Source organism: Wenzhouxiangella marina (genome assembly GCF_001187785.1).
Lineage (GTDB): Bacteria > Pseudomonadota > Gammaproteobacteria > Xanthomonadales > Wenzhouxiangellaceae > Wenzhouxiangella > Wenzhouxiangella marina.
In genome coordinates this window covers 3016139-3042621 of record NZ_CP012154.1, presented here as the reverse complement: position 1 = coordinate 3042621, position 26483 = coordinate 3016139, and the positions used below count along the sequence as shown (strand labels likewise).

Sequence of the window (26483 nt, the reverse complement as noted above, 5' to 3'; positions counted from 1 at the left end):
GCTCAGCCGCCGCTTTCCGGTTCGATGACCAGGTTGGGGCGTTCCAGGGCGCCGCGGTAGTCGGCGGCGGGTGCCGGACGGCCGAGCAGGAAGCCCTGTACCACGTCCACCCGGCACTGGATCATGTAGCCCAGCTGCTGCCGGGTCTCCACGCCCTCGGCCAGCACGGTCATCCCGAGTGAATGAATCAGATCGACGATGGCACGGGTGAGATCGCGCTCCTGCGGGTCGCGCTCGATGTTGGTGATGAAGCTGCGATCGAGCTTGACGTAGTCGACCTGAAGACGGCGCAGGTGGGCGAGCGAGCTGTAGCCCGTGCCGAAGTCGTCCAGACAGACCTTGCAGCCCAGCTCGCGCAGGCGGGAGATCGTGTTCAGGCCGGCTTCGAAATCGTCCATGGCGGTCGATTCGGTGATTTCCAGGTGCAGGTCACTCGGGTTGACCTTCTTCTGCTCGCAGAGCCGAGCCAGCTTGTCGGCCAGGTCCGGCTGCTGGAAGCGCTGGGCAGACAGGTTGATCGACGCGGTGATCGGGCCGAGGGACAGCTCGTTCTGCCACTCGTGGACCTGGCTGAGGGCCTGGTCGAGGATCTGATCCTCGAGCTCGTCGAGCACCCCCAGGCGCACGGCCTCCTGCAGGAAGGAGCCGGGCGTGAGGATGCCGCGCTCCGGGTGGTTCCAGCGCAGCAGGGTCTCGAAGCCGGTGATGCGACGCTCGCGCAGGCTGACCAGGGGTTGGAAATGCAGGCAGAACTGCTGCTGCTGAACCCCGGCGCGCAATTCCCGCTCGAGGTTCAGCAAATCGTGGGGATGCGTGGCACCGGCGGTCTCGCGGTGCATCATCAGGGTCTGACCGGCCTCGGCAGCGCGCATCTGTGCCTGCTGGGCCATGTTGATCAGGGCGACCGCGTCGATCTCGTCGTCGGGCGAGAAGCACACGCCGCCGCTCAGGCTGAGGTACAGCTCCTGGCCCTGCTCGGTCAGCGGGGTGGCGCTGGACTGGAGCATCTTGCGGATGCGTTGCAGGGTCTTCTCGCGCCGTCCCGAGGCCGGGATGATCAGCAGGAAATCCCGCTCGCCGATCCGCCCGAGGATGGCGTTGGCCGGACTGTGCTCGCGAAGGCGCTGGGCGAGGCGGCGAATGAGGTTGTCGGTCTTGGTCCAGCCGAGGGCCTGGGAGACGAGGTTGAAGCGATGGATGCCGATGGCGACCACGGCGACGCGACTGTGCTTGTCGATGGCCGCGCGGATCTCGCTGGAGAGCTGGTCCTGGAGCTGGCGACGGTTCGGCAGGCCCGTGGCCGCATCGTGCATGCGGAAATGCACGAGGCGCTTCTCGGCGCTGGCGGCTTTCTGGTGAGCGCTGGCCGAGCGCCGGCGTTCGATCTCCAGAAGCCAGATGATGATGCTGTAGCCGATCAGGATCAGCAGCAGGAAGCCGACCACGCCGAGGTAGGGCACGTAATCCGGCATCCGGGTGTAGAAGTTCATCCAGAAACTGATGCCGCTGAGGAACAGCAGATAGAGCCCGTAGCCGCCGAAGGCCAGCGGCGTCAATCGGGAGCTGAGCATCCGATAGGGGTGCAGCGAGCGCCACAGCATGACCGAGGTGATGACGAAGGCCAGGCCGGTGACGGCGTGCAGGGCGGTGTAGCGCACCGTCTGTCGAAGCCAGGCCGCCTCGGCGTCGAAAGGGTAGATCAGCGTGGTGCCGACGCCGATGGCGATCGCCAGGAATATGAGCACGGCCTGGGGGCGGGCGGCAATCGAGCGCTCGTTGACCGCTTCCCAGGTGCCCACCATCAGCCAGACCACGTGCAGGTAGGCGGCCACCTGCGAGAAGATCGACAGGGCCAGACGGTGCTCGGGGCTGAAGTCGCCCGAATGGATCAGCAGCATCAGACCCGCGGCGGAGCCGGAGTAGGCGGCCAGGGCCAGGCAGCTGAAGGCCCAGTGACGCAGGAAGCTGTGTTTGAACTCGGCCAGAAAGGCCAGCAGCAACAGCGCGAGGATCAGGCCGAACAGGGACTGTCCGGCTTGCAGGGCAATGATCAGATCGAGCTGTGGCAAGTTGCGCCCTTCCAGTCAGAGTGGCCGCCGGCTTCGACGCGTCCGGCTGCGGGGGCGCTGCAGACCCTGGCAGGCCCCGATCGTTTCGATTTCCTTACATTAGCCGATTTGCCGGTCTCCTGCATGCGTCGGCAACGGCACTTTCTGCGGGAATGATGGTCCATTCAGGCCGGGGACGTTGACGCCCCATGGATGGCCGCGGGCGTATGCTCCGCGGGCTGTGCCTCCGGGCACGAACTGATCTGAGAGGACCGGAACCTTGCCATTGACTCGAATCGGACTGAGCAACCCCGTGGCCGTGGCCGTGGGCTGCATACTGCTCGTGATCTTCGGCCTGCTCAGTCTGGCGCGCCTTCCCGTGCAGATGACGCCGAACATCGAGCGGCCATCGATCTCGATCACGACTGGCTGGCGCGCGGCGGCTCCGGAAGAGATCGAGTCCGAAATCATCGAGCCGCAGGAAGACCAGCTGCGCGACGTTCCCGGACTGCAGCGGATGACGGCAACGGCCAGCCAGGGTCGCGGCAGCATCAACCTCGAGTTCGACGTCGATGCCGATCTCAACCGGGCCCTGATCGAGGTCATCAACCGGCTCAACCAGGTCTCCCGTTACCCTGCCGACGTGACCGAACCGACGGTGCGTGTGGGTTCCGACCAGTTCGGCGACACCATGGCCTGGTTCGCGATCCAGACCGTCGAGGGCAATACCCGTCCGATCATCGAATACCAGGATTTCATCGATGAGGTGGTCCGCGAGCGACTCGAGCGGATCCCCGGGATTTCTTCGGCCACGCCGCGCGGTGGGCGTCCCTTCGAGATTCGCATCACCTTCGATCCCTACCGAGCGGCCGCCATCGGCGTCGATCTGACCCGTATCGGTTCCCGTCTCGGGCAGAACGCCGATGTCTCCGGTGGCTTCCAGGAAGTCGGTCGACGACAGTACACCCTTCGATTTGCCGGGCAGTACGAGGTCAGCGACCTGGAGAATCTGGTGCTGGACTGGCGCGAAGGCCGTCCCGTCTACCTTCGTGACGTGGCCTCGGTCGAGCGGCTCATGCAGGATTCCACCAGCGTCATGTCCCAGAATGCCTCGCCCTCGATCGCGATGAACGTGATCGGAGAGCCCGGCATTAACGTGCTCGAGGTGATGGACGCGCTCAAGGCCGAGGTGGAATCGCTGCGCGTCAGCCACCTGGAGCCCGCGGGCCTGACCATCTCCCAGGCCTCCGACGACACGATCTACATCAAGCAGTCGGTGTGGATGGTGGCGACCAACATGATCCTCGGCATGCTGCTGGCGGTGGCGGTGCTCTGGTTCTTCTTCCGCAAGTTCCGAGCGACCTTGATGGTGGCGCTGGCCATCCCGCTCTGTCTCTGTTTTGCCTTCCTGGTCCTCGACGGCACCGGTCGGACCCTGAACGTCATTTCCCTCGCCGGTCTGGCTTTCGCGACGGGCATGGTGCTCGATGCGGCCATCGTCGTGCTGGAGAACATCGTTCGCCAGCGCGAGCAGGGGCGCGCGGCGATGGAGTCGGCCGATCGTGGGGCCAGCCAGGTCTGGGGCGCGCTGCTGGCGTCGACGGCCACGACGGTGGCCATCTTCTTGCCGGTGATCTTCCTGCAGGACGAGGCCGGGCAGCTGTTTGCCGACCTGGCCGTGGTGATCTCGGCGGCGATCGTCTGCTCCCTGCTGGTGGCCATCATCGTTCTGCCGACGGCCAGCTATCGCCTGCTCGGCGACGCCGAACTGGTCGATCGCCATGCCAGCTGGTGGCGCTGGTCCACCGATCGGGTGATGGCCCTGACCGACACGCCGCGCCGTCGTTGGGGCTGGATCGCGGGTCTGACGGTCGTCCCCGTCCTGGTCGGCATCCTGCTGCTGCCGCCGGCCGACTACCTGCCCGAAGGCAACCAGAATTCCGTGTTCGGCTTCATCCAGACGCCCTCCGGCATGGGCCCGGAGACGGCCCAGGCCGAACTGGTCAACGTGGTCAACGACCGCCTCCGTCCCTTCCTCGAGGGCGAGCGTGAACCCGCCATCCAGAACAGCTTCCTCGGCTTCTTCGGCAGCGGCGCCTTCATGGGCATTCGGGCCGTCAACGAAGACGAAGTCGATGAGCTTCTCGAGGTCGTCAACAACGAGATCTTGAGCGGTTTCCCGGACACCTTCGGGCGCGCCAATCGCCGACCGATCTTCGGCGGGCGCGGTTCGCGCAATATCGAGGTCAACCTGCAGGCCGGCGACTTCACCGAGCTGCTGGCCGCGGGACAGGTCGGCTTCGGCGCGATCCAGCAGGCTCTGCCCGGCAGCACCGTGCGGCCACAGCCCGGCCTGGAGCTGGCCGAGCCCGAGCTTCGCCTGGTGCCGGATGATCGCCGCATCGCCGAGCTGGGATGGACCCGCTCCGATGTCGCGACCCTCATCCGCGCGCTGGGCAACGGGGCCTACCTGGGCGACTACTTCGACGGTGACCGTCGCCTCGACGTGATCCTGCGCGGTGAGGATTGGCTGACGCCGGAAGAATTGATGGCGATGCCGCTGTCCACGCCTTCGGGCCGGGTGGCGACGCTGGGCGAGCTGACTCGCCTGGAGCGGACCGCCGGGCCGAACCAGATCCGGCGCGTCGATCGTCGTCGTACCCTGAGTCTGCAGGTCACGCCACCCTCGGGCATGCCGATGGAGGTGGCGCTGGAGACCTTGGCCACCGAGGTCGAGCCGGCCATTCGCCAGGCCCTGCCGCCCGATGGGGTCATCACCTACACGGGCACCGCGGAGGCGCTGAACGAGACCCTCGGCAATCTGGCCGGCAGCTTCGTGCTCGCGGTGGTGATTCTCTATCTGCTGATCTCGGCCCTGTTCCGGTCCTTCAAGGACTCGGTGCTGGTGCTGCTGACCCTGCCGATGGCCACCGTGGGCGGCATTCTCGGGCTTCGAACGGTCGGGCTGATCAGTGGTCAGGCCATGGACATGCTGACGATGATCGGTTTCGTGATCCTGCTGGGTCTCGTGGTCAACAACGCCATCCTGCTGGTCTATCGGGCCCGCGATGGCGAGCGCGAGGGCCTGAGCCGCCGGGATGCGGTCGAATCCGCCATCCGTCTGCGTCTGCGCCCCATCCTGATGAGTACCTTTACCAGTCTGTTCGGCATGCTGCCGCTGCTGATCCTGCCCGGGGCCGGCACCGAACTGTATCGCGGACTGGCCGCGGTGATCGTGGGCGGTATGGCCCTGAGCACTCTGTTCACCCTGTTGTTGTTGCCGAGTCTGCTTCGCATGAACGAAGAGCGGGTCCCCGCCGGGACCGGCGAAGCGGTGCCGGCATGAGGAGCCTTGAAATGATGAGAAATACGATCTTCCTGAGCCTGGTGCTCCTGGCGCCGCCGCTGGCGGCGCAGTGGGGCGGCGCGTCGCCGGTGCAGGTGGGCGAAGCGCGGGTCACCGCGATGGCGCCGACCATGCAGGTGGCCGGGACCGTGGTATCACGCCAGGACGCCCTGCTGTCGGCCGAGGTCGAAGGCCGGCTGGTCAACGTGGCCGACGTCGGCACGCGCGTCCAGGCGGGTGATGTGATCGCCAGCATCGAGGACACGAGCCTGAATCTCAGGGCTCTGGAACTGGCTGCCGAGGTCGCGCGGGCCGAGGCGCGACTGGAGTTCCTGGCGGCCGAGCTGCGGCGCGTCGAGCGCCTGGCCGAGACCAATCTGGCCGCCGTCAGTCAGATCGATCAGACCCGCTCCGAGCGCGACATCGCCGCCAGTGACCTGGCGGTGGTCAATGCTCGTCTTCAGCAGGTCGAGGATCAGCTGGCCAGAACCCGGATCACCGCGCCCTTCGAGGGGGTGGTGGTCGAGCGTCGGGCGCAGGCCGGCGAGCGCGTGGCGGTGGGCAATGCCGTGGTTCGCCTGGTCAATCCGAACTCCCTGGAAGTGGTCGCGAGGGCCCCGCTGGACTACTACCGCTACGTTCGTTCCGGCGACGAGCTGGCCGTTCGGGCCGGGCAGGACGAACCGATGGTCATGCCGGTACGGACCGTGGTCAGCGTGGGCGGCGAGGCCCAGCACGTCTTCGAACTTCGTCTGGACGTCAACGAGGCACTGCCCGTGGGGCAGACCGTGCGGGTCACGGTGCCGACCGCCGATGTTCGCGAAGTCCTGGCGGTGCCTCGCGATGCCCTGGTCCTGCGCGGCGACGGCATCGCGGTCTTCATCGTCGGTGAGGACAACACGGCCCGCCGGATTCGGGTCACCACCGGCATCGGCGAGGGCGAGTGGATCGAGGTCCAGGGCCCGATCCAGGCCGGCGATCGCGTCGTCACGCGCGGAAACGAGCGCCTGCGAGCCGGGCAGGAAGTGGCCGTTCAGATGCCGACGGAATCGGCCTGATCTTCCGGGCTCCGGGCGTATAATCAGGGCTGCTTCTTCGGCGCCTCAGGGCCTCGGACTTCGATGACCTATTGCCTCGCCATCCGGCTCGATGCCGGTCTGGTGCTTGCCTCCGATTCGCGCACCAGCGCCGGTGTCGACGATCTGAACATCTATTCCAAGATGCATCGTTTCGACACCGCCGGCGACCGCGTGATCGCCTTGCTCTCGTCGGGCAATCTGGCGACCACGCAGGCGGTGATCAAGCGCATCGAACGCGATCTGGGCGATGCGTCGGCCGACACGAATCTCGACCAGCTGGCGCACCTGGACGAGGTGGCCCGCTACGTCGGTGAGATCAGCGCCCAGATCCAGAACGATTTTTCCGGTCAGGCCGAGCAGAACGCGGGCCTGATGCAGGCCTTCTTCATTCTTGCCGGCCAGATCCGCGGTGAGGCCCACGATGCCTTCCTGATCTACCCGCAGGGCAATTACATCGCCGTGTCTCGGAACAAGCCCTTCCTCCAGATCGGTGAGACCAAGTACGGCAAGCCCATCCTGGATCGGATCATCGATGCCGGGATCAGCCTGGAGCGCGCCGGGCGCTGCGCCATCATTTCGATGGATGCGTCGATGCGTTCGAACCTGAGCGTGGGGCCGCCGATCGAACTGCTGATCTACCGGGCCGACAGCTTCGAGGTCGAACGTCGCTGTCGCTTCGATCAGGACGACGCCTATCTCCAGTCGCTCAGCCGGGCCTGGGCGGATGGTCTGGATCGCCTGTTTCTGGAGCTGCCGCGCTTCCCCTGGGAGGCCTGAAAGACCCGCAGCGCCGCTTCAGGGGCTGAAGGCGCTGTTGCGGATCACCTCCTCGACCAGCCGCAGCTTGTCGATGACCGGCGTGGTGAGCACGAAGGGGTAGGGGTCGGGCTGATCGAGGGAGCGGTTGATCAGATTGATCTTCAAGGCCAGATCCACCCAGTGTGAAATCCGTTCATCGACGTCGCCGTCGAGCACCTCGGCCGCTGCCAGGCCGATGGCCACGGAGGTCTCCAGCGTGTCGGTGATCTGCAGCCAGTGGGCCCAGCACTCGGCCCAGTCTTCCCAGGGGTGCGCACTGGCGTAGGCGCTGACGTGCCCATCCTGCCAGTCCGGCCGGGGCCCGTCGCGGTAGTAGCGGGACAGGGCCTCGCCGTAGTCCTCCCGCTCATCACCGAACACGGCCCGGATCCGATCCTGCAGCGGGCCGCCGGCCACCAGGCGATCCCAGTAGTAGTGGCCGCTCTCGTGGCGGAAATGCCCGAGCAGGGTGCGCTGCTGTTCGTTGAGCTCGTGGCGTCGGCGCTCGCGCTCCAGGTCGTCGGCCTCGGCGATGTTGATGGTGATCAGGCCATGGGCATGGCCGGTCAGGATGTGGTTGCTCTGATGCGCGTCGGAGAACTCGAGCTCGCCCGGGTCGTCTTCCAGGAAGGCGAAGGCCAGGCCGGCCTCGTCTTCGGGGCTGCGCTTCGGGATCACGGGAAGGGCGAGGCGCCGCAGATCGTAGACGAGCCGGCGTTTGCGCTTCTCGATGCGAATCCAGAGGGACCGGTTGCCGGGCTTGCTCAGGTTCGGGATGACCTGGTTCAGACGACAGGCCAGGCAATAGGGCTCGGGCTCATCGACGGGAATCATCCAGTTGCAGCCGTCGAGGTCGCCGCTGTTTCGGCAGAAGCGGTGGGGCCCCTGGTCGGGCGGGGTCAGCACCGTCCAGCGGTCCTTGCCGGCCGGTTCCAGGGCGGCCAGGGCGAGTGGTCCCGGCAGGAAGCCGAGCTTTCGCCCGCACTGCAGGCAGTCGGTGTTCTCGAAGTACAGCCGGTTTCCGCAGACGCAGCGGAAGGTCTTCAAGTGCCGGCTCCGAACCAGGTCTGACGGATCGATTCGTCGATTGCCGCCAGCTCGACCTGCAGCTGATCCATCAGCTCGGCCAGGGCGCTGCCGCGTCGACCGCTCAGTTCGCATTCGTGCACCTGGCGCTGCAGCCGGGTGACCACGCGCAGGGCCTGATCGTCGTCGCCCGGCAGCTCCAGCAGCAGGGCCTCGAGCGCGCGCAGGCAGAACATGACCGAACGCGGGAACTGCTCGTCACGCAGCAGGAAGTTCAGCACGTCGTTGCCGCTGACCCGGGTGCGCACGTGGCGTCGGTACATCTGGTAGCCGGTCAGCGATTTGAGCACGCTCATCCACTGGATCGACTCGAAGGGGCCGAGGTCCTCGCTGGTGTCCGGCAGCAGGTCGTAGCCGCGCACCTCGAGGATGCGGGTGATCATGTCGGCACGCTCCAGGTAGCGGCCGATCAGGATGAAGTCGTAGGCGTGGTCCTGGCTCATGGTGCCGAGCAGGGTGCCGGCGATCTGCTGGCAATCCAGGATGAGCTGATGCAGGAATTCATGGCGTCGCCGTCGCGACAGCGGACCGCTCAGTTCTTCCTGGCCCTTGAGATAGAGCGCATTCATCTGCTCCCAGAGCTCGCGAGGCAGCAGGTCACGGGCCGATCGAAGGTTTTCCCGGGCGAATTCCAGCGTGGCGCGCAGCGAGCCTGGATTGCGCTCGTCGGAGAGCAGGAAGCGGACGACCTGGCGCTCGCCATGGTCATCGTGCAGCTGCTTGAACAAGGGGGCGCTGCCGGTAATCCTCACCAGCGGCAGCCAGCCGGCGCTCAGGCCACTGGGCAGGTCGAGATTGAGGTTGGCATTGACGTTGATCAGCCGCGCCAGATCCTCGGCGCGCTCGAGATAGCGGCCATGCCAATAGAGGTTGTCAGCCAGTCTCGATAGCATCAGGCACCTCCCGTGTCGACGATCCAGGTGTCCTTGCTGCCGCCACCCTGGGATGAGTTGACCACCAGGGAGCCGGCCTTCAAGGCCACTCGGGTCAGACCGCCGTTGGTGACGTAAGTGTGCAGTCCGGACAGGATGAAGGGGCGCAGGTCGACGTGCCTGGGCGCCACGCCGCCCTGGACGAAGGTCGGACAGGTCGAAAGGGCCAGCGTGGGCTGGGCGATGTAGTTGCGCGGGTCGGCCTGGATCAGGCGAGCGAACTGCTTCTGCTCCTTGCGGGTCGAGCGCGGTCCGATCAGCATGCCGTAGCCGCCGGACTCGTTGGCCGGCTTGACGACCAGTTCGTCGAGGTGGTCGAGCACGTAGGCCATTTCCTCGGGCTCGCGACACTTGTAGGTCGGCACGTTGTCGATCAGTGGCGCTTCGCCCAGGTAGTAGCGGATGATCTCGGGGACGTAGGCGTAGACGACCTTGTCGTCGGCCACCCCGGCCCCGGGGGCGTTGGCCAGGGCGACCTTGCCGGCTCGCCAGGCGCGCATCAGGCCGGGCACGCCGAGCACCGAATCCTTGCGGAAGGCCTCCGGGTCGAGGAAGTCGTCGTCGATGCGCCGGTAGATCACGTCGACCCGACTCAGGCCCGCGATCGTTCGCATCCAGACCTCGTCGTTGTCGTCGACGAGCAGGTCGCGACCCTCGACCAGGGCCACGCCCATCTGCTGGGCGAGGTAGGCATGCTCGAAATAGGCCGAGTTGTACATGCCCGGCGTCAGGACGACGACGCCGGGATAGTCCACCGGCCGCGGCGACAGCGAGGCCAGGGTGTCGTAGAGCTGAGAGCAGTAGTCGTCGACCGGCTGGATGCCCGAGTCCTCGAACAGCTCGGGAAAGACCCGTTTCATGACCTGCCGGTTCTCGAGCATGTAGGACACGCCCGATGGGATGCGGAGATTGTCTTCGAGCACATAGACCGTGCCGTCGCCGTCGCGGACAAGGTCGGAGCCGCAGATATGAGCCCAGATGCCCAGCGGTGGCGAGATGCCCCGGCAGTGTTCTCGGAAATTCACCGAGCCTTCGAGCAGATCGGCCGGGAAGACGCCGTCCTGGATGATCTGCTGGTCGTTGTAGAGGTCGTCGATGAAACGGTTGAGCGCGAGCACTCGCTGCTTGAGCCCGGCTTCGATCTGCTGCCACTCCTTCAGGGCGATGACCCGTGGGATCAGGTCGAAGGGCATGGCGCGATCGACGCCCGTGTCCTCGAAGTAGACCCGGAAGGTGATGCCGGCGACCATCGCGGCGAGCTCGCAGGCCGCCTTGCGCTCGGCCAGCTCGTCATCGTCGAGGCCCTTGAGGTACTTGATCGCCGCGCGGGCGGCGGCCCGAGGGCGCCCGCCGGGGCCGATCAGTTCATCGAAGAATTCGTCGGAACGGTAGTCTGAGAGGTCCATGCGCTCAAAGACTAGCGCAGACGCGTCGGTCCTGCGTTCAGTTGGGTGAAATTCGCCGATTCAGGCCCTTCAACGCGCGCCGGCCACCGCGAAGACCTGCTGCTGACCATCATCGACCCGGCGAACTCGGCAGCCGTAGAGTCGACTGAGTTCGGCCTCGTTCAGCAGCTCGGCCGTGGGCCCGCAGCGCCATTCCCCGTCGCCGTGCAGCATCAGGACGTGGCTGCAGTAGCAGGTGGCCAGGTTGACGTCGTGGAGGGCGAGGATGGCCGCGCGTCCGGACTGGCGCTGGCGGCGGATCACGACATCGAGGACCGCGACCTGGTTGGCCGGGTCGAGGTGGTTGGTGGGCTCGTCGAGGAGCATGATCGCCGGGTCCTGGACGAGCAGGGTGGCCAGGGCCAGGCGCCGGGACTCGCCCCCGGACAGGTCCATGCAGCTGCGCTCGGCCAGCTCGGCCAGGCCGACGTCGGCGAGAGCCTGCCGGGCCAGTGCGTGATCCTCGGCGGATTCCGTGGCCAGCGGACCCAGGTGGGGATGGCGCCCGATCAGGGCAATGGCTTCGCAGCTCGCCTCGAAAGCGTAGTTCGTGTGTTGCAGCAGCATGCCCAGGCGCCGCGCGATGTGGCGACGGTCGAGCGTTTGCAGGGGGTGACCGTCGAGCAGGAGCTCGCCCCGGTCCGGGCGATGCAGGCCCGCCAGGCTGCGCAGCAGCGTCGTCTTGCCGCTGCCGTTGCGGCCCAGGACGCCCAGGCTCTGCCCAGGTTCCAGCTGCAGGTCGAGTCCGCGAACGACCCGAGTCTGGCCGATCGACACCTCGAGTTGTCGGGCCGTGAGCAGGCTGGAAGCACTCATCGGACTCGGCTGGCCCGGTTGAGCAGCAGCAGGAACAGCGGCACGCCGATCAGCGCCGTCAGCACTCCGACCGGAAGCTGGCGGGGGCTGAGCAGGCTGCGCGCCAGGGTGTCGGCGAGCACCAGGAAAGCGCCGCCGAACAGGGCGGCGGCCGGGATCAGGCGGCGATGATCGGCCCCGACGACCAGGCGCATCAGATGCGGCACGATCAGGCCGACGAAGCCGATGGCGCCGGCGATCGCCACCGCCAGGCCCGTCAGCAGGGACGCCGCCAGATAGATCTCCCAGAAGCGGCGCTGGCTGGGCTCGCCGAGCAGGGCGGCCTGCTCGGGGCCACTGCTGAGGACATTGAGGCTGCGTGCCCGCAGCCAGAGCAGGGTCAGGCCGGTGATCAGCGGCAGCAGCCAGAGCGGGGAAAGGCCGGCGTGGCTCAGGTCGCCCATCAGCCAGTAGAGCATGCCGCGCAGGCTGGCGTCGTCGCCGAGGGCCAGCATCAGGCTGATCAGGGCCCCCCAGCCCGCGGCCATGACCACCCCGGTCAGCAACAGGCGGGTCGTGCTCCAGGCGCCCCGGCCCCGCGCCAGGACGAACACCAGCACGGTGGTCAGCAGGGCGCCGAGAAAGGCCAGCACCGGGATCGGCAGCCAGCTCAGGCCCAGCAGCATGCCCGCCAGGGCGAAGGCGCTGGCGCCGCCGGACAGGCCGAGCACGTAGGGGTCGGCCAGGGGGTTCCTCAACAGCACCTGCATCAGGCAGCCGGCCACGGCCAGCAGGCTGCCGGTGACCAGGGCGGCGATGGCGCGCGGCAGTCGCAGCTCCAGGACGACCCGAGACATGGCCGCATCCGCGGTCCAGGGCCAGCTCCAGCCGCTCGATCCCAGACTGGTCGCCAGGCCCAGGCTCAGCAGCAGCAGGGCGATCAGCGCGAACCAGGTCAGACGAGGGTGAAAAGGGGTCGGCATGGGCGGGTCATGGCTGGCAAGAAACGCTTGAATTGATTACCATTCGAAGCAGTTGATGAATCTGCGGCACGGTACCACAGCCGGGGCCGCCACAAGGCACATGATCGACCCGGACGGTTTTCGACCGAACGTCGGAATCGTGCTGGCCAGGGATGATGGCCGGGTGTTCTGGGCGCGCCGCGCAGGACAGGACGGCTGGCAGTTTCCCCAGGGCGGCATGAACACCGATGAAACGCCCCTCGAGGCCATGTATCGCGAGCTTGCCGAGGAAACGGGGCTGCGGGCGGATCATGTGCGTGTGCTCGGCTCCACGCCGGGCTGGCTGCGTTACCGCCTTCCTCGCCGCTACCGGCGTCGCCACCAGAAGCCCGTCTGCATCGGGCAGAAGCAGGTCTGGTTCCTGCTGCATTTTCTGGCCGACGACGATGCCGTTCGCCTGGACGCCGCCGAATCGCCGGAATTCGATCGTTTTCGCTGGGTCGATTTCTGGTATCCGGTCAAGAACGTCATTCCGTTCAAGCGGCGCGTCTACGTGCGGGCGCTCAAGCATCTCGAACCCATGCTGCCCGGCGCACCGGCGCCGGTGGCGGTCCACGGTGGTCGATGAGTCCGGCCACCCTCGGGGCCCGGCCCCCTCCTTTGGAGACGATTGATGAAATTTCCCCTGATCCTTTCGCTGCTGAGCTGCGCCATGTTGGGCTCGGTGTCTGCCCAGGAATTCGACCCGGCCGACCTGGAGACGGCCCGTGAGCTCCGTGCCAGCGCCCTGGCCGGGAACGGCGGTTTCGACGTGGTCGAGGATCTGACGACCCGGGTCGGACCGCGCCTGGCAGGTTCGCCGGCCGATGCGCGTGCCGTCGCCTGGGCCGAGGCGATGCTGCTCGAGGCCGGATTCGATCGCGTCTGGCTGGAGCCGGCCACGTTCCCGACCTGGTCGCGTGGCCATGAGCGCGTGGCGGTGGTCTCGCCGGTCGAGCAGGATTTCCAGGCCCTGGCGATCGGGTATTCCCCGGCCACGCCGGCGGGTGGCATCGAGGCCGAGGTCGTCATGCTCGACGATCTGGCCGCCCTCGAAGCGGTGGAACCCGAGGTGGTGGCCGGCCGGATCGTGTTCATCCGCAACCGCATGGAACGGGCTCGGGACGGGTCCGGTTACGGACCGGCAGTGCAGGCACGTGCTCGCGGGGCCCTGGTCGCCGCCGACAAGGGGGCCGCGGCCGTCCTGATCCGCTCGATCGGCACCTCGACCAATCGCTTCGCCCACACCGGCGGCATGCGCTTCGATACGGCCCAGCGGCGCCTGCCGGCCGCGGCGATCTCGAACCCGGACGCGGACCAGCTCGAGCGACTCATGGGCCTGGGCGAGCCGGTGGTGATTCACATGGACATCGACGCGCAGATCAACGAGGCCTACACCAGTCACAACGTGATCGGTCAGATCGACGGCGCCGTGCTGCCCGAGGAGATCGTCGCCCTGGGCGCGCATCTGGATTCCTGGGATGTCGGCACCGGCGCGCTGGACGATGGCGCCGGGGTCGGCATCGTGACCGAGGCAGCGCGGCAGATCATGGCCCTCGATGAGCGCCCGGACCGCTCGATCCAGGTCATCCTGTTCGCAGCCGAAGAGATCGGGCTCTGGGGCGGGCGTGCCTGGGCTCAGGCCCGGGCCGAGGAAATCGGGCGCTACCAGGTGGCCGCCGAATCCGATTTCGGCGCCGGCCGGATCTATGCCATGGCGGCCAAGGTCCAGGACTCGGCGCGAGGCGTGATCGAGGCCATGGCCGCCGAGCTGGCGCCGCTGGGGATCGAGCTCACGGATCGTCGCCAGGCCGTCGGTGGTCCCGATTTCATCCCGGCCGCACCGCTGGGTCTGGCGGCCATCGATCTCTACCAGGACGGCACGACCTATTTCGATTACCACCACACGGAGAACGACACGCTGGACAAGATCGATCCCGAGGACATGGCACAGAACGCGGCGGCCTACGCCGTGCTGGCCTGGCTGTCGGCCCAGTCGCCGGTCAGCTTCGGATCGGGGCCGGCTCTGCTCGAGCGCGACGAGGACTGAGCCGATGTCGAAGTTCAGCTATCACCGTGGCTGGGGGGAGTTGTCGACCCAGGATCAGAGCGATCTGATCGCGTTCTGGCTCGAGCACAAGGCCCTGCCCAACGAGGCCCAGGGCCGCCAGCGCGTGGCCCAGGTCGTGATGTTCGCTCGTGATCCGGAAGGCAAGGTCGCCGCCGTGTGCACCGCCGTGCCGCAGAATCCACCGCAGCTCGGCCAGCCGGTCTACTTCTATCGCAGTTTCGTCGCGCCCGAGTGGCGCCAGACCCTGGTCGTGTTCCGCTTGCTCAAGCAGGCGGTGGCGCTGCTGGAAGAGGACGCACGAGCGCATGACTGGCCCTGCATCGGGGTGCTGCTGGAACTCGAGAACCAGCGCTTCGGCGAGAAGGGACGGATGCCCAACTGGCCGGGCATCGACTTCGTCTACGTGGGCAAGAGTCCGCGCGGCCTCGAGTGTCGTATCCACTGGTTCAAGGAGGCGAAGCTGAAGGGCTGAGTCCTCAGGTGGATTGAGCGAATTCAGCGCGGTTCCGGCCCGAGTTCTTGGCCCGATAGAGGGCCTCATCGGCGCGGATCCGCATTTCCTCCGGGCTTTCCCCGGTCTCCAGTCTGGCCAGGCCGAAACTGAGCGTAACGGGCGGGTCGGTGCGACGGCGGTCGGCCCCGGCCAGGCGCTTGCGAAGCTGTTCGACTCGCTCGGCGGCTTCGCTCAGGCCTGCGTCGGGCAGGGCGATCGCGAACTCTTCGCCGCCGATCCGCCCGATCAGGGCCGATGGGCCGAAGACCTCCTTCAGCACCCTGGACGTGTGCCTGAGCACTTCGTCACCGACCAGGTGGCCGAAGCGATCATTGACCTGTTTGAAGTGGTCGATGTCGGCGAGCACGATGCTCAGCTCCTTGCCGTCCCGGCGGACTCGGGCGGCGGCTTCTTCCAGCAGTTCGAAGAAGCGCGTGTGGTTGTAGAGCTCGGTGAGGCCGTCGGTCTGTGACAGGCGGTGGAAATGGCGCCGCTCGCGCAGCGCGCGGGCCAGCCAGAGCGCCAGGGCGAGAATCAGCAGCAGGCCGAAGATCACGCTGATCCAGCGTAGCCGGGCGTTCTGCCGTTGCGTCTCGGCCTCCAGCTGAGCGACTCGGGTCTGCTCTCTGAGCAGCTCGATTTCCTGCTCCTTGAAGCGGGTGTCGAACTCGACCTCCAGATAGGCGAGGCGGCGGTTGCGGTCCAGGTCCTGGAATTCCTGATTGGCAGCGAGACGCGCCTCGAAGTGTTCCAGCGCCTCCGCGTGGCGGCCGGCGCGGATCGCGACTTCGCCGAGCAGCTGGTGGGCCTCGGCGAGGTAGTCCCAGGCCTGGGACTCGGTAAAGGCGCTCAGCGCCGGGGTGACCAGCTCGGTGACCTTCTCGTCGTTGCCCAATTCGTTCTCGAGGCGGGCCCAATAGAGTCGAGCTTCGGCGATGCCATTGGGAAAGCCGGTAGCTTCCATGCGGGGAAGGGCCTGCTCGAAAAGGGCGCGGGCGCCTTCCAGGTCGCCGTCCAGTCGTAGCAGATCGGCCAGGGAGTACTGGATGATGCCGCTGACCAGTTCGTCATTGGTGTCTTCGCAGGCTTCCAGGCCACTTTCATAGTGGTGCCGGGCCTGCTCGTAGCGCCCGATGATCTTGTTGTTGAAACCCATGCGTTGCTGCACGACACAGAGTCCTCGCTCGGTGTCGTGTTCCCGGGCCAGATCGATCGCCCGATAGCCGTACTCGAGGCCCAGTTCCGGCTGGCCGACGAGGGCGTAGGCATAGGAAGCGAGGCTCAGGAGCTCACTGGCGAGTTGCTCGTACTGTTCGAGCCCGGGCATGGCCAGCGCCGCATTGAGCAGTTCGAAGCCCCGGTTGTAGCGGCGAGAGACGATGGCGGCATTGGCGCCGAGCGTTCTCGCTCGAAGCACCTGGGCGGTGGGGATCGGCTGTTCGAGCAGTTGGTCGATGCGAGCCAGGCCCGCTTCGAAATCGCCGGCCAGGATCAGATTGCGCGCCTCGATGAGCTCGAAGCGAGCCCGCTGTTCGATCGTGGCCTCGGCCAGTCGAGGTCGCAACTCGTCCAGCACGGCCTGGGATTCGCGCCAGGGCGCAGTGATGTTCAGCTCCGCGGCCTCGTTCAGGCGGGCCTCGAAGTCCCCTTGCGACGCCCTGGCCCAGGGCGCGGCAAGGGTCCCGGTCACGCCGAGCAGCGTGACCAGGATGGCGATGATCAAGCATCGCCCGCTCACGGCGTCAGATGTCGTGGGCCCGGACGATGCCATTGGCTTTCAGTCCGTCGAGGCCGCTCAATTCCTCGAGCTTCTTGACGTCCTTGTCGAGCATGGCCTTGATCTCCTCCTTGCTCATGTCGTAGCGCTGCATGACCCCTTCCGGATCCTTGACGTACTCATCGTGAAGCTCTGCGTTCTGCCCCAGCTCCTTGAGAAGCTCTGCCAGTCTGCTCGCCATGATGGTTCTCCCTTCTTGAATGGGTCAGTGGTTCGCCCTGCCCCCTTGGCGATCCCGGCGGCAGCCGGAACCGTTCGATTATAGCGATCTGATCCGGCGAAGCTGGCGCACCATGGCCTCATCGAGCTCCAGTGCCTTGATCGGAGGAATCACCAGGGTGGTCCATTCCTTGAATCCGGCCCGGGGCAGGTCCGCGAGCGGCAGGCGATCAGCGCGAAACGGCTCGATGGGCAGACGCGCGGCCTCGTAAAGGATGACTTCGGTCTCGAGCGGGTACCAGCGTGCCAGCTTGCCGACCAGCAGTTCCAGGCTCGGCGGATGCGCCTCGAAGCCGATGCAGTCCAGGTTGCCGGTCAGGGTCACCTGCCAGAGGATCAACAGGGCGCTGGGATCGGCCTCACGCTGATTGATCAGGAATTGTGTGGCCTCGCAGGCCAGCATGCCCCGTTCGCCGGGATCGAGACCCAGATCGGCCACCAGGCAGTCTTCGGCCGAGATGCCCGGCTCCATGCGAGCGACATGGCCGAGGTGCCGGGCCCGCTCGATGGCGCGATGGGGAACGCAGGCAAAGACACCCGGATGCCCGTAGAACACCGCGCAGACGGATTCGCCACGGCCGAGGGGCGCGAGCAGGCGCTCGGTCATGGCCTCGTAGGTTTCCCGTCGATCCCGGTCGTCGGCGTAGAGCTCGGACAGATTGACCAGCTCGGGCCGTCGGGATTGCAGCCACTGGAAAGTGAAGGGATCGGCGAGGGCGAAGACGGCGTCGGCGCTTTCGAATTCGGAGATCGAGCGCGGGCTCATATGGCGGCCCAGCTGGATGCCGCTGCCAACGATGACCAGCTCGGGAGAGCGGTTCACTCGGCGACCACGAGGCGATCGCGGCCGGTCTGCTTGGCGCGGTAGAGCGCGGCATCGGTACGACGTCGGAGCTGCTCGAGGGACTCGAGGCCATCGAATTCGGCCAGGCCGAAGCTCATCGTCACGCGAAAGGCCCGGTCTTCCGAGTGGGCCAGGCGGACGCGATTCTGGAAGGCCTGGATCATGGAGCGAGCCTGCTCGGTCGTGCAGTCCTGCAGGGCGATGGCGAATTCCTCGCCGCCGATGCGTCCGAGCAGGGCCGGGGTCGGGAAGAGATCGCGCAGCAGCCCGGAAATCCGGCGAAGCACGCGATCACCGGCCAGATGGCCATGGCTGTCGTTGATGCGTTTGAAATGGTCGATGTCGGCAATGACCAGCACGAAGCCTTGCCGCTTCTGCATGCTGTGCTGCAGCGCTTCATCGGCGGTATCGAAGAAGGCCGTGTGATCGAGCAGGCCGGTCAGGCTGTCCGAGCGGGACAGGGCCCGGAAGTGGCGTCGCTGTCGCGTGGTCCGGAACAGCATCCAGGCCAGCGCGGCGATCAGCAGGCTGCCACCGGACTGAACGGCCAGGCGCAGGGACGCCTGCTGATCGGTGCTGCTCTGCTCCAGCCGACTCGCCCGGGCCTGCTCTTCGAGCAGCGCCAGTTCCCGCCGCTGCCGGTCCCGGTCGAAGCGGGCCTCCAGGAAGGCGACTCGGCGCGTCCGCTCGCGGGCGTGGAAGCGTTCCAGGGCCACGCTGCTGCGCCGTAGCTGCTCCACGGCCTCTTCGTAGTTACCTCGATGTTCTTCGATGTCCGCCAGGACACGATGGGCGCGGGCCTTTCGTTCCCAATCCCGGGCTTCACGGAAGAAGTCGACGATCCCGTCCACCCAGGCCTCGGCATCGCTGTCCCGATCATGACCCAGCGCCAGTTCCGCCAGTCTCAGCCGTGTCAGCAGCAGGCCGCCCCGATGACCGATGTCCTGCTGGCGTTGACGAGCGCGTTCCAGCCAGGGTTCGGCCTCGTCGAGGCGACCCTGCTGCAGCAGGATTTCCCCGATCTCGCTTTCCAGCGAGGCGATGAAGTGGCCATTGCTTTCCTCCCTGCAGTGCACGAGCGCCCGTTCCGCGGCGTCCATGGCGCCCTGCCAGTCGCTGCCGAGGCGCATTGCCTTGGCGAGACGCGAGGCCGCGATGCAGCGCGTGCTTTCCTGTGGGTCCGGCGGGGCCTCCATGGCCGCGTCGACGCCGCGCTGGATCATTTCGATGCCCTGCTCGAACTCGCCGGCTTCGGCATAGAGCAGGCCGGCGACGCCGAGAATGCCGGCCCGGGTGGCCGGATCGTCGACCCGGGGGATCAGCGCCAACCCTTCCTGCGCGTAGTTGAAGGCGCGATGGTGGCTGCGCTCGCTCATGGCCAGGTTGGTTGCCAACCACAGGGCGCGCAGGCGAATCTCGATCCGGGGATTGCGGTCCAGTACCTGGTCGATCAGTTCCAGCCCCGCCGCCGAGGCGCCGCTGAGGGCCAGATTCCGGGCCAGGGAAAGATCGTATGCGTTGCGCTGCTCGGGGCTGGCGCGAGCCAGGTCCGGTTCGATGCTCTCGAGAACGGCGCGTCCGGATCGCCAGTGCGAGGACGCGTTCAGGCGCTCGGCGGCGTCCAGGCGCTGATCGAGCAGGTCTTCCGAGTCGGCCAGCGCCACCATGGGCCCGATACAGAGCAGCCAGCCCAGGGCCATCAGAATGCCCGAGCGATCGAGGCGTACCGGGCTTGAGATCAGGTTCGAGCGGGTGGGCAAGGATCGAGACCGGTCAGATATTCCTCTCACGACCTTACCCTTTCGCCTGCAAGGACGCAATCAGTCCGGGGGCGGCCCGGGCGTGGTGGGCGATTCGGCTCGATGGACCTGGCCTTCGGCGTCGATGACCAGCACCTGATCCAGCGCCAGATCGCTGGCCAGCGCTTTCCAGTCCGGCCCGGCAACGACCAGCGCGGTGGCGGCGGCATCGGCGAGGATCGGGTCGCGATCGATCACCGTGGCCTGCATGACATGGTCGACGGGCTGCCCTGTACTGGGGTCCAGGATGTGCGCATAGCGCTCTCCCTGCCATTCTCCCCAGCGCTGGTCGTTGCCCGAGGTGAAGATCGCCAGCGGGCCGCTCAGGCTGCGAACTTCGAGCAGCCCTTCGCCTCGATCGCTGATGGCGATGCGCCAGGGACGGCCGGGTGCACAGATGACCACGTCGCCGCCCAGATTGATCAGGGCATCGTCAAGATCGAGCACGGCCAGGCGTTCGCAGGCGAGCCGTCCCGCCATGCCCTTGGCGATGCCACTGAAGTCGAGCTGCAGCGCCGGATTCGGGCTGCGAACGCGGCCGCCGTCGATGTCCAGTTCGAGCAGCGAGGGCGCCTTGGCGCTCAGGGCGCGGATGGCCTCCGCGCTCGGCGGCGGGCTGGTGATCGGGTAGTCGGAGGTGTGGAAGCCCCACAGGGAAACCAGCGCGCCGATGCCGGCATTGAATCGACCCCCGGTGCGCTGCTCGAGGCTTCGGCTGACCTCGATCAGGCGCAGCAGGTCCGCGTCGACGTCGGCGACCCAGCTTCCGGTGGTCAGCGCGGCGTTCAGGCGGGTCAGGGCGCCGGGCGCCCAGGGGTGCCAATCGCGGTGCATGCGCTGGAACTCGGCGCCCAGCTCTGCGAAGGCAATGGCGGTCCGGTCCGGGTCCGAACCACGGATCTGCACCTCGACCTCGGTGCCGAAGACCAGAAAGCGGGCGCGTTCGACGGCGGGCTCGGGCGCCGAGCAAGCACAGAGCAACAGGGCCAGCAGCGTGAAGGCTGCCGGCCCCCGGCGCACTGTTCGTGAAAGCGTCTGCCTGTCGATGCGCTCAGTCCTTGCTCAGGGCGTCCAGCGCAGGGCCAGGTGGCCGGTGCGGCCGGGCGCGTTGAAACCGATCAGGGGATCGTAGTCCCGGTCGCCGACATTGTCGATTCGCCCTTCCAGACGCCACTGCTCACCGAGCGGCAGACCCGCGCGCAGGTTGATCAGGGTGTGCGCATCCAGACGGGCCTGTGCGACATCGATACGCGCGCTCGTGTAGAGCACTTCGAGGCCCCACCATCCCCCGCCGGCCAGCCGGCGGTCGATCTGGACCGCGGCCTTGGTCTTTGCCCGTCTGAGCAGGCGCAGGCCGCTGTCGCGGTCCTCCGGCTCCTGCCAGGTGACCTGACTCGCGGCGATCCAGGGGCCGTGCTCGACTCGGTGGCTGATCTCCAGACCGCGGATGCGGGCACGGCGGATATTGATGGCCTGGAAGTCCGGGCCACTGAAGTCGATCAGGTCGTCGATGCGGGTTTCGAAGAGGTTCAGCTGGAGCTGCTGCCCGTCGGCAGGCTGCCAGCTCAGGCCGAGTTCGATCGCCTCGGCGGTTTCGGGCGCCAGCTCCGGATTGCCGGCAAACAGGCCGTCGAAGCCGGGGGAGTAGAGCTGATTGAAATTCGGCGCGCGGAAACTGCGTCCGACACTGCCCTGAAGGCGAAACCCCTCGCCGAGCCGCCAGCCGAGGGCGAGGTTCCCGGTCAGTTCGGAGCCGAAGCGCTGATCGCGGTCCAGGCGCAGGGCGGTTTCGATGTCCAGGTCGCCAAGGCCGCCATCCAGGCCGGTCCAGACGCCGAACGTATGCCGATCCTCGCGCCAGCTGCCGCGCAGGACTCCGTCCTCCTGCCAGCCGTCGACACCGACCATCCAGTCCAGCCCGGCGCGCAGCTCGCGCTCGGCTTGCAGGCCCAGCTGCACGCGCCGGGTGACGATGTCGGACTCGCCGAAGGCGGTCGTCGTTTCGAGCCGTTCGCGCGCGCCGAGCAGGTGGGCGTCGAAGCGCCAGGGGCCGTTGGAGTCCTGGTGGTAGTCCAGTCCGCCGGAGTAGCTCTGGATGTCGGACTCGCCCTGATCGAATTCGAGCCGTCCGTCCTGCACGCGGCCGTGCAGCTCGAGACGCCCGTCCCCCAATGGCAGATTCGTCGCCACCGTGGCGCCGCGCTGTTCGACGCCGTCGTCATCGGGATCGAAGGCGAAACCGTCCGGGTTCTGGGACGAAAAGCCATCGTTCCTTCGCCAGGAGGCAGCGAAGCGCCAGCGCTCGCCGCCCAGAGCGGCGGAAACTCGCCGGTCGCCATGGCTGCCCAGCCCGGCGCGCAGTTCCGCGGCTTCGGCCCGGCGGGTGAAGATCTGGATCACGCCGCCGATGGCGTCCGAGCCCCAGCGCGCGGCGCGTGGGCCACGAACGATCTCGATTCGCTCGATCAGGGCGGGGTCGAGGTTTTCCCAGGCGAAGGCGCCGGTGGCGGCCGAGGCGACCCGAACGCCATCGATCAGCACCAGCACGTGGTTGGAGTTGCTGCCTCGCAGGAACAGGCTGGTCTGTCCGCCTGGTCCGCCCGCCCGGGCGATGTCGACGCCGGCTTCCAGGCGCAGAAGCTCGAACAGATCGGGCGCCTGGCTGCGTTCGATGTCGTCGCGATCGATCACGCTGATCGGGGCCAGGCTGTCGTTCAGGCCCTGCTCCGAACGCGTGGCCGTGACGACCAGGGTATCGCTGGCCTCGATCGCGTCGGCCAGCGTCTCGGCGCTCGACAGCAGCGCGGCCAGGGCCAGCAAGTGCCGAAGAAATGAAGGATGGATCATGTGTCGTGCTCCCGCGCTCACCCGCGCTTGTGGCTGGGCTGGAGGGAGAGCATGCGGGCTCCGGGGCATGGAACGGCGCCGGAGCCTGCCTGCCGTTGCCCACCGCAACCCGTTGGCTTGGTGCGGCAGGCCGGTCTCCTGGCTTCCGATCGACTCCGGGGTCATCGAGATTCGATGAGGGATCGAGTTCGCGCCTTCCCCGGCTCGGGCCGAGTGGCTTGGGCGAACGTCGGGCGGCGCTCAGGCCGTCCGACTCGGTCACAGTTGCGGGGGCAGCGCCGGATTGACACCGGCTTCCCGTTTCACCCGGTCAGCGTCGACTGCACGGGCACCTGTCGCGAGTTCAGGTCACACCGGCTGGCGTGACCGCGGGGGAGTATACCCCGGACCGGCCTTCGCCGGCCCGGGGTGCTTGAAATGTCTCAGGCGGCCTTCTTCTTGCCGGTCTTGCGGCCTTCGGCGCGGGCAGCATCGCCCCGTTCGCTGAAGCCGGCCTGGATTTCGGCAAGGTCGAAGTCGTCCACGGAGATGATCTCGAGCGTGCGCTTGCGGACGTCCATCAGGAAGTCGCGTTCGTTCTCGCTGAGGACCTGCTTGTCCACCGCGTCGGCGACCTGTTCCTCGAAGGTCAGGCCCTTGATCTGGCCAGCGCGCTGGGCCTTGAGCATCTTGCGCTCCAGGGGTTCGGCGGCGATCACGTCCGGGAGCAGCTTCTCCATGACGCCGATCGGGTGGCCGCTGCGGTCGGAGATGTAGATGCCGCGGGTCAGGCGATTGCGGGTCTCCGAGGGCGAGAGCAGCAGGGACGCCACCTTGTGGCCCAGGCGGTCGTTCGGAGCACGCTCGACGCGACCGAGGGGGAAGACGACGAAGCGCAGCAGGGGACGAACCCAGGCCAGGGGGTAGTTGTCGATCACCCCGCGCATCGCATGCTGGATCTTGTAGATCGCGTCATGGAAGGCCCAGGCCAGGATCGGCTGATCGGCGGCTGGGCGTGCATCGTGTTCGAAGCGGCGCAGCATGGCCGAGCAGATGTAGAGCTGGCTGAGGACGTCGGCCAGGCGTCCGGAGATCTTTTCCTTCTGCTTCAACTTGCCACCGTAGGTCAGCATGGCGACGTCGGCGAGCAGGGCGAAGGCCGCGGAATAGCGGGTCAGCTTGCGGTAGTACTGGCGCGTGCGGCGATCGCCGGGCACGGCGGCGAAGCGCGCGAAGCTCAGGCCCAGCACGAAGGAGCGGACAGCACAGGAGATGCTGTGACCGACGTGCGAGACGAGCAGACGGTCGAATTCGACCAGCCGCTCTTCTTCGTCCTCGATGCTGATCGACTCCAGCTCCTTGAGCACGTAGGGGTGGCAGCGGATCGCACCCTGGCCGAAGATCATCATCGAGCGGGTCAGGATGTTGGCACCTTCGACGGTGATCCAGATCGGGGCACCCTGCCAGGCGCGGCCGAGATAGTTCTTCGGGCCCAGGATGATGCCCTTGCCGCCGTGGACGTCCATCGCGTCCTTGATGACTTCGCGGCTCATCTCGGTGGCGTGGTACTTGGCGATCGCGCCGGGCACGGCCGGCTTCTCGCCGTCGTCGACCGCCGAGGCCGTCTGGCGGCTCAGGGCGCTCATCGCATAGGTGTAGCCGGCGATCCGAGCCAGGGCTTCTTCGACCCCCTCGAAGCGGCCGATCGGCAGGTTGAACTGCTTGCGGATGCGCGCGTAGGCACCCGTGGCCAGGGCCGCGGACTTCGCGCCGCCGGTGGCCGAGGAGGGCAGGGAGATGGCACGCCCCACGGACAGGGATTCGACCAGCATGCGCCAGCCCTGACCGATGTACTCCTCGCCGCCGAGCAGGAAGTCGAGCGGGATGAACAGGTCCTTGCCGCGGATCGGTCCGTTCGGGAAGGGGTTGTTCAACGGGAAGTGGCGGCGGCCGATGTCCAGGCCCGGCAGGTCAGAGGGCAGCAGGGCCAGGGTGATGCCGATGTCTTCCTTGTCGCCGATCAGACCCTCGGGGTCGTACAGGCGGAAGGCCAGGCCGACCACGGTGGCGACGGGCGCCAGGGTGATGTAGCGCTTCTCGAAGTTGAGCTTGATGCCGACGACGTTCTTGCCGTTCCATTTGCCCTTGCAGACCACGCCATGGTCGGCAATGGAGGTGGCATCGGAGCCTGCCGTGGTGGACGTCAGGCCGAAACAGGGAATTTCACGGCCGTCTGCCAGGCGCGGCAGGTAGTGCTCCTTCTGCTCCTGGGTGCCGTAGTGCAGCAGCAGCTCGGCCGGGCCGAGGGAGTTCGGTACCGCGACCACCGAGCCCACGGTGGAGCTGATGCCGGCCACTTTCTCGAGCACCGCGCGGTGGGCAACGGCGCTGAAGCCCAGGCCACCGTATTCCTTGGGAATGATCATGCCGAAGAAGCCCTTGGACTTCAGGTGCTCCCAGGCCTTCTCCGACAGGCCAGCGCGGTAGTGGGAGACTTCCCACTCGTCGATCATGTCGCAGAGTTCTTCGACGGGGCCGTCGATGAAGGCCTGTTCCTCGACGGTCAGCTCGTGCAGGGGCTGCTTGATGAATCGCGACCAGCGCGGGCGGCCGGAGAACAGCTCACCTTCGAAGCCGACGGTGCCCGCGTCCAGGGCCACCTGCTCGGTCTCGGAGATCTGCGGCACCATGGTCTTGAAGGTGTCCAGGATCGGCCCGGTGAGGAACTGACGACGCCACGGCAGGTAATTCAGCGGCACGGTCACGGCCGCGAAGATCAGCCAGGACAGCACGAGCAGGATCGGTCCAGGCTCGCCGGCCAGGGAGAAGGTGAGCAGAACGGCGCCGATCACGCCGGTCCAGACCGGGATGGCCGTCTTGAAATAGGCGCAAGCCAGACCCGCCACGGCCAGCGCCGCGAAGAACAATGCGATCATCATGAGGTTTTCTCTCCTTTCTGGGCCTGCTTCTTGAGGAAGGGCATGATGGCGCCCAGGAATCGGTCGTTGGCATCACCGGCCACCATGTGGGCGGCATCGGCCACCTCGGCGTGCTCGGCGTGCGGTGCGAGTTTCAGGAACTCTTCGGCGTGCTCGGCGCCGATCAGTTCGCTCATGCCGCCGGTCACCAGCAGGGCCGGGGATTTCAGGCGGCGGCTGGCCGACTGCAGGCGCGACTGCAGGTTGCTGCTCTTTTCGGCCAGGGCCAGCATGGCGGGGTCCCAGTGCCAGTACCAGCGACCGTCGCTGGCCTGACGAAGGTTCCGGTTCAGGCTGGAACTGCTGCCGCCGTTCCGGCGCCGATGCGGCAGGAAGCCTCGGATCGCCTCGGCCGCTTCATCGAGGGTGGCAAATCCCTGCGGATGCTGGCGCATGAAGGCGAGCATCGCGCTGACGCCACGTTCGTCCCAGCGCGGTGCGATATCCACCAGCACGAGCGCCTTCAGGTCGACCTTGGGCTTTTCCGAGTGGGCGAGCAGGGCGGTGAGTCCCCCCATTGAGGCGCCGATGACGATGGGCGGATTGGGCAGGGAATCGCAGACGCGACGGAAATCTTCGATGAATTGTTCGAAGTCGTACTCGCCGCTCGGCGCGCGATCGCTCTCGCCGTGGCCGCGGGCATCGTAGCTGACGGCCTGCCAGCCGGCGGCGGCCAGGCGACGACCGGTTTCTTCCCAGGCGTACTGGGTCTGGCCGAAGCCGTGGGCCATGAGCACGATCGGCGCGCGATCGTCTCCGTAGTAGCGCAGGCTCAGACGGATTCCGTCGTCGGTCCAGATCTGGCGCCGGCGAATGTCGTCATTGAGTTTTCGAACTGCTTCCATACGGCAGAGTATGGGGTTACCCTTTCTATTAGTCAATCATGGTACAGATTGGATCGAGAGGGTGTCGATGCAAGCCCTGAATCGCCCCCGATACCGACCTG

Annotated in this window: 20 protein-coding genes and 1 riboswitch; of the genes, 6 read left to right on the top strand and 14 right to left on the bottom strand. The window is 66.9% G+C overall.

Translation table 11 applies throughout. The features are described from left to right. Positions 1-2 precede the first annotated feature (2 nt). A complete protein-coding gene (locus tag WM2015_RS12925) occupies positions 3-2069 on the bottom strand; it encodes a putative bifunctional diguanylate cyclase/phosphodiesterase (RefSeq protein ID WP_049726437.1) in 2067 nt (688 codons plus the stop codon). A gap of 265 nt (positions 2070-2334) precedes the next feature. On the opposite strand from WM2015_RS12925, the gene WM2015_RS12920 reads away from it, so the two are divergent. The 3 genes from WM2015_RS12920 to WM2015_RS12910 all read left to right on the top strand — a co-directional run bounded on the left by WM2015_RS12920 (position 2335) and on the right by WM2015_RS12910 (position 7250). Next, positions 2335-5394: an efflux RND transporter permease subunit gene (locus WM2015_RS12920; protein WP_169751178.1), complete on the top strand. Its 3060-nt coding sequence runs from the start codon at positions 2335-2337 to the stop codon at positions 5392-5394. A gap of 11 nt (positions 5395-5405) precedes the next feature. Beyond that, positions 5406-6452: an efflux RND transporter periplasmic adaptor subunit gene (locus WM2015_RS12915; protein WP_169751177.1), complete on the top strand. Its 1047-nt coding sequence runs from the start codon at positions 5406-5408 to the stop codon at positions 6450-6452. Positions 6453-6515: 63 nt separating this feature from the next. After that, positions 6516-7250 carry a proteasome-type protease gene (locus WM2015_RS12910; protein WP_049726434.1) on the top strand — a complete coding sequence of 245 codons (735 nt, stop codon included), beginning with the start codon at positions 6516-6518 and terminating at the stop codon, positions 7248-7250. Between the two features lie 18 nt (positions 7251-7268). Here the strand turns inward: WM2015_RS12910 and WM2015_RS12905 are convergent, their stop codons facing one another. The 5 genes from WM2015_RS12905 to WM2015_RS12885 form a co-directional block, all read right to left on the bottom strand. Further along, complete coding sequence (locus tag WM2015_RS12905) at positions 7269-8318, bottom strand: zinc-binding metallopeptidase family protein (protein WP_049726433.1); 1050 nt, start codon at positions 8316-8318, stop codon at positions 7269-7271. After that, the gene (locus WM2015_RS12900) at positions 8315-9250 is read right to left on the bottom strand and encodes an alpha-E domain-containing protein (RefSeq protein WP_049726432.1); all 936 of its coding nucleotides are present in this window, start codon (positions 9248-9250) and stop codon (positions 8315-8317) included. Before WM2015_RS12900 ends, WM2015_RS12905 begins: the two co-directional genes overlap by 4 nt. Beyond that, positions 9250-10695, bottom strand: coding sequence for a circularly permuted type 2 ATP-grasp protein (locus tag WM2015_RS12895; protein ID WP_049726431.1), 1446 nt, complete (start codon positions 10693-10695; stop codon positions 9250-9252). Before WM2015_RS12895 ends, WM2015_RS12900 begins: the two co-directional genes overlap by 1 nt. A 69-nt stretch (positions 10696-10764) precedes the next feature. After that, positions 10765-11550 carry an ABC transporter ATP-binding protein gene (locus WM2015_RS12890; RefSeq protein WP_049726430.1) on the bottom strand — a complete coding sequence of 262 codons (786 nt, stop codon included), beginning with the start codon at positions 11548-11550 and terminating at the stop codon, positions 10765-10767. Further along, entirely contained in the window at positions 11547-12512 is a 966-nt protein-coding gene (locus WM2015_RS12885) for a FecCD family ABC transporter permease (protein ID WP_049726429.1), read from the bottom strand. The genes WM2015_RS12890 and WM2015_RS12885 overlap by 4 nt, the downstream gene beginning before the upstream one ends. 100 nt (positions 12513-12612) lie before the next feature. On the opposite strand from WM2015_RS12885, the gene WM2015_RS12880 reads away from it, so the two are divergent. From WM2015_RS12880 to WM2015_RS12870, 3 genes are read left to right on the top strand one after another with little or no spacing between them, the layout of a single operon-like run. Continuing rightward, entirely contained in the window at positions 12613-13119 is a 507-nt protein-coding gene (locus WM2015_RS12880) for an RNA pyrophosphohydrolase (protein WP_082169917.1), read from the top strand. A 45-nt stretch (positions 13120-13164) separates the two neighbouring features. Next, complete coding sequence (locus WM2015_RS12875; RefSeq protein ID WP_049726428.1) at positions 13165-14580, top strand: M28 family peptidase; 1416 nt, start codon at positions 13165-13167, stop codon at positions 14578-14580. Positions 14581-14584: 4 nt separating this feature from the next. Next, positions 14585-15073, top strand: a complete 489-nt coding sequence (locus WM2015_RS12870; RefSeq protein WP_049726427.1) for a hypothetical protein — start codon at positions 14585-14587, stop codon at positions 15071-15073. A gap of 4 nt (positions 15074-15077) precedes the next feature. Here WM2015_RS12870 and WM2015_RS12865 read toward each other — a convergent pair whose 3' ends face one another. The 8 genes from WM2015_RS12865 to WM2015_RS12830 form a co-directional block, all read right to left on the bottom strand. Then, entirely contained in the window at positions 15078-16817 is a 1740-nt protein-coding gene (locus WM2015_RS12865) for a GGDEF domain-containing protein (protein WP_169751176.1), read from the bottom strand. A 19-nt stretch (positions 16818-16836) separates the two neighbouring features. Continuing rightward, positions 16837-17052, bottom strand: coding sequence for a hypothetical protein (locus WM2015_RS12860; protein WP_049726425.1), 216 nt, complete (start codon positions 17050-17052; stop codon positions 16837-16839). 78 nt (positions 17053-17130) lie between these two features. Continuing rightward, the gene (locus tag WM2015_RS12855) at positions 17131-17913 is read right to left on the bottom strand and encodes an SAM-dependent methyltransferase (RefSeq protein ID WP_049726424.1); all 783 of its coding nucleotides are present in this window, start codon (positions 17911-17913) and stop codon (positions 17131-17133) included. Next, positions 17910-19694 (bottom strand): GGDEF domain-containing protein, encoded by a 1785-nt coding sequence (locus WM2015_RS12850; RefSeq protein ID WP_049726423.1) that lies wholly within the window; start codon positions 19692-19694, stop codon positions 17910-17912. Before WM2015_RS12850 ends, WM2015_RS12855 begins: the two co-directional genes overlap by 4 nt. A gap of 60 nt (positions 19695-19754) precedes the next feature. Then, positions 19755-20753, bottom strand: coding sequence for an FAD:protein FMN transferase (locus tag WM2015_RS12845; RefSeq protein WP_049726422.1), 999 nt, complete (start codon positions 20751-20753; stop codon positions 19755-19757). Between the two features lie 42 nt (positions 20754-20795). Then, positions 20796-22580, bottom strand: coding sequence for a TonB-dependent receptor domain-containing protein (locus WM2015_RS12840; RefSeq protein ID WP_169751175.1), 1785 nt, complete (start codon positions 22578-22580; stop codon positions 20796-20798). 111 nt (positions 22581-22691) lie between these two features. Continuing rightward, positions 22692-22931: riboswitch (cobalamin riboswitch) on the bottom strand. A gap of 71 nt (positions 22932-23002) precedes the next feature. After that, positions 23003-25498, bottom strand: a complete 2496-nt coding sequence (locus WM2015_RS12835; RefSeq protein ID WP_049726420.1) for an acyl-CoA dehydrogenase — start codon at positions 25496-25498, stop codon at positions 23003-23005. Further along, complete coding sequence (locus WM2015_RS12830) at positions 25495-26382, bottom strand: alpha/beta fold hydrolase (protein WP_082169731.1); 888 nt, start codon at positions 26380-26382, stop codon at positions 25495-25497. The genes WM2015_RS12835 and WM2015_RS12830 overlap by 4 nt, the downstream gene beginning before the upstream one ends. Between the last annotated feature and the right edge of the window lie 101 nt (positions 26383-26483).

Excerpts from the sequence above, each read along its gene's own strand:
- WM2015_RS12915 (WP_169751177.1), top strand. The coding sequence starts at position 5,406 with ATGATGAGAAATACGATCTTCCTGAGCCTGGTGCTCCTGGCGCCGCCG.
- WM2015_RS12910 (WP_049726434.1), top strand. The coding sequence starts at position 6,516 with ATGACCTATTGCCTCGCCATCCGGCTCGATGCCGGTCTGGTGCTTGCC.
- WM2015_RS12900 (WP_049726432.1), bottom strand. The coding sequence starts at position 9,250 with ATGCTATCGAGACTGGCTGACAACCTCTATTGGCATGGCCGCTATCTC.
- WM2015_RS12895 (WP_049726431.1), bottom strand. The coding sequence starts at position 10,695 with ATGGACCTCTCAGACTACCGTTCCGACGAATTCTTCGATGAACTGATC.
- WM2015_RS12890 (WP_049726430.1), bottom strand. The coding sequence starts at position 11,550 with ATGAGTGCTTCCAGCCTGCTCACGGCCCGACAACTCGAGGTGTCGATC.
- WM2015_RS12885 (WP_049726429.1), bottom strand. The coding sequence starts at position 12,512 with ATGCCGACCCCTTTTCACCCTCGTCTGACCTGGTTCGCGCTGATCGCC.
- WM2015_RS12880 (WP_082169917.1), top strand. The coding sequence starts at position 12,613 with ATGATCGACCCGGACGGTTTTCGACCGAACGTCGGAATCGTGCTGGCC.
- WM2015_RS12875 (WP_049726428.1), top strand. The coding sequence starts at position 13,165 with ATGAAATTTCCCCTGATCCTTTCGCTGCTGAGCTGCGCCATGTTGGGC.
- WM2015_RS12870 (WP_049726427.1), top strand. The coding sequence starts at position 14,585 with ATGTCGAAGTTCAGCTATCACCGTGGCTGGGGGGAGTTGTCGACCCAG.
- WM2015_RS12860 (WP_049726425.1), bottom strand. The coding sequence starts at position 17,052 with ATGGCGAGCAGACTGGCAGAGCTTCTCAAGGAGCTGGGGCAGAACGCA.
- WM2015_RS12840 (WP_169751175.1), bottom strand. The coding sequence starts at position 22,580 with ATGATCCATCCTTCATTTCTTCGGCACTTGCTGGCCCTGGCCGCGCTG.
- WM2015_RS12835 (WP_049726420.1), bottom strand. The coding sequence starts at position 25,498 with ATGATGATCGCATTGTTCTTCGCGGCGCTGGCCGTGGCGGGTCTGGCT.
- WM2015_RS12830 (WP_082169731.1), bottom strand. The coding sequence starts at position 26,382 with ATGGAAGCAGTTCGAAAACTCAATGACGACATTCGCCGGCGCCAGATC.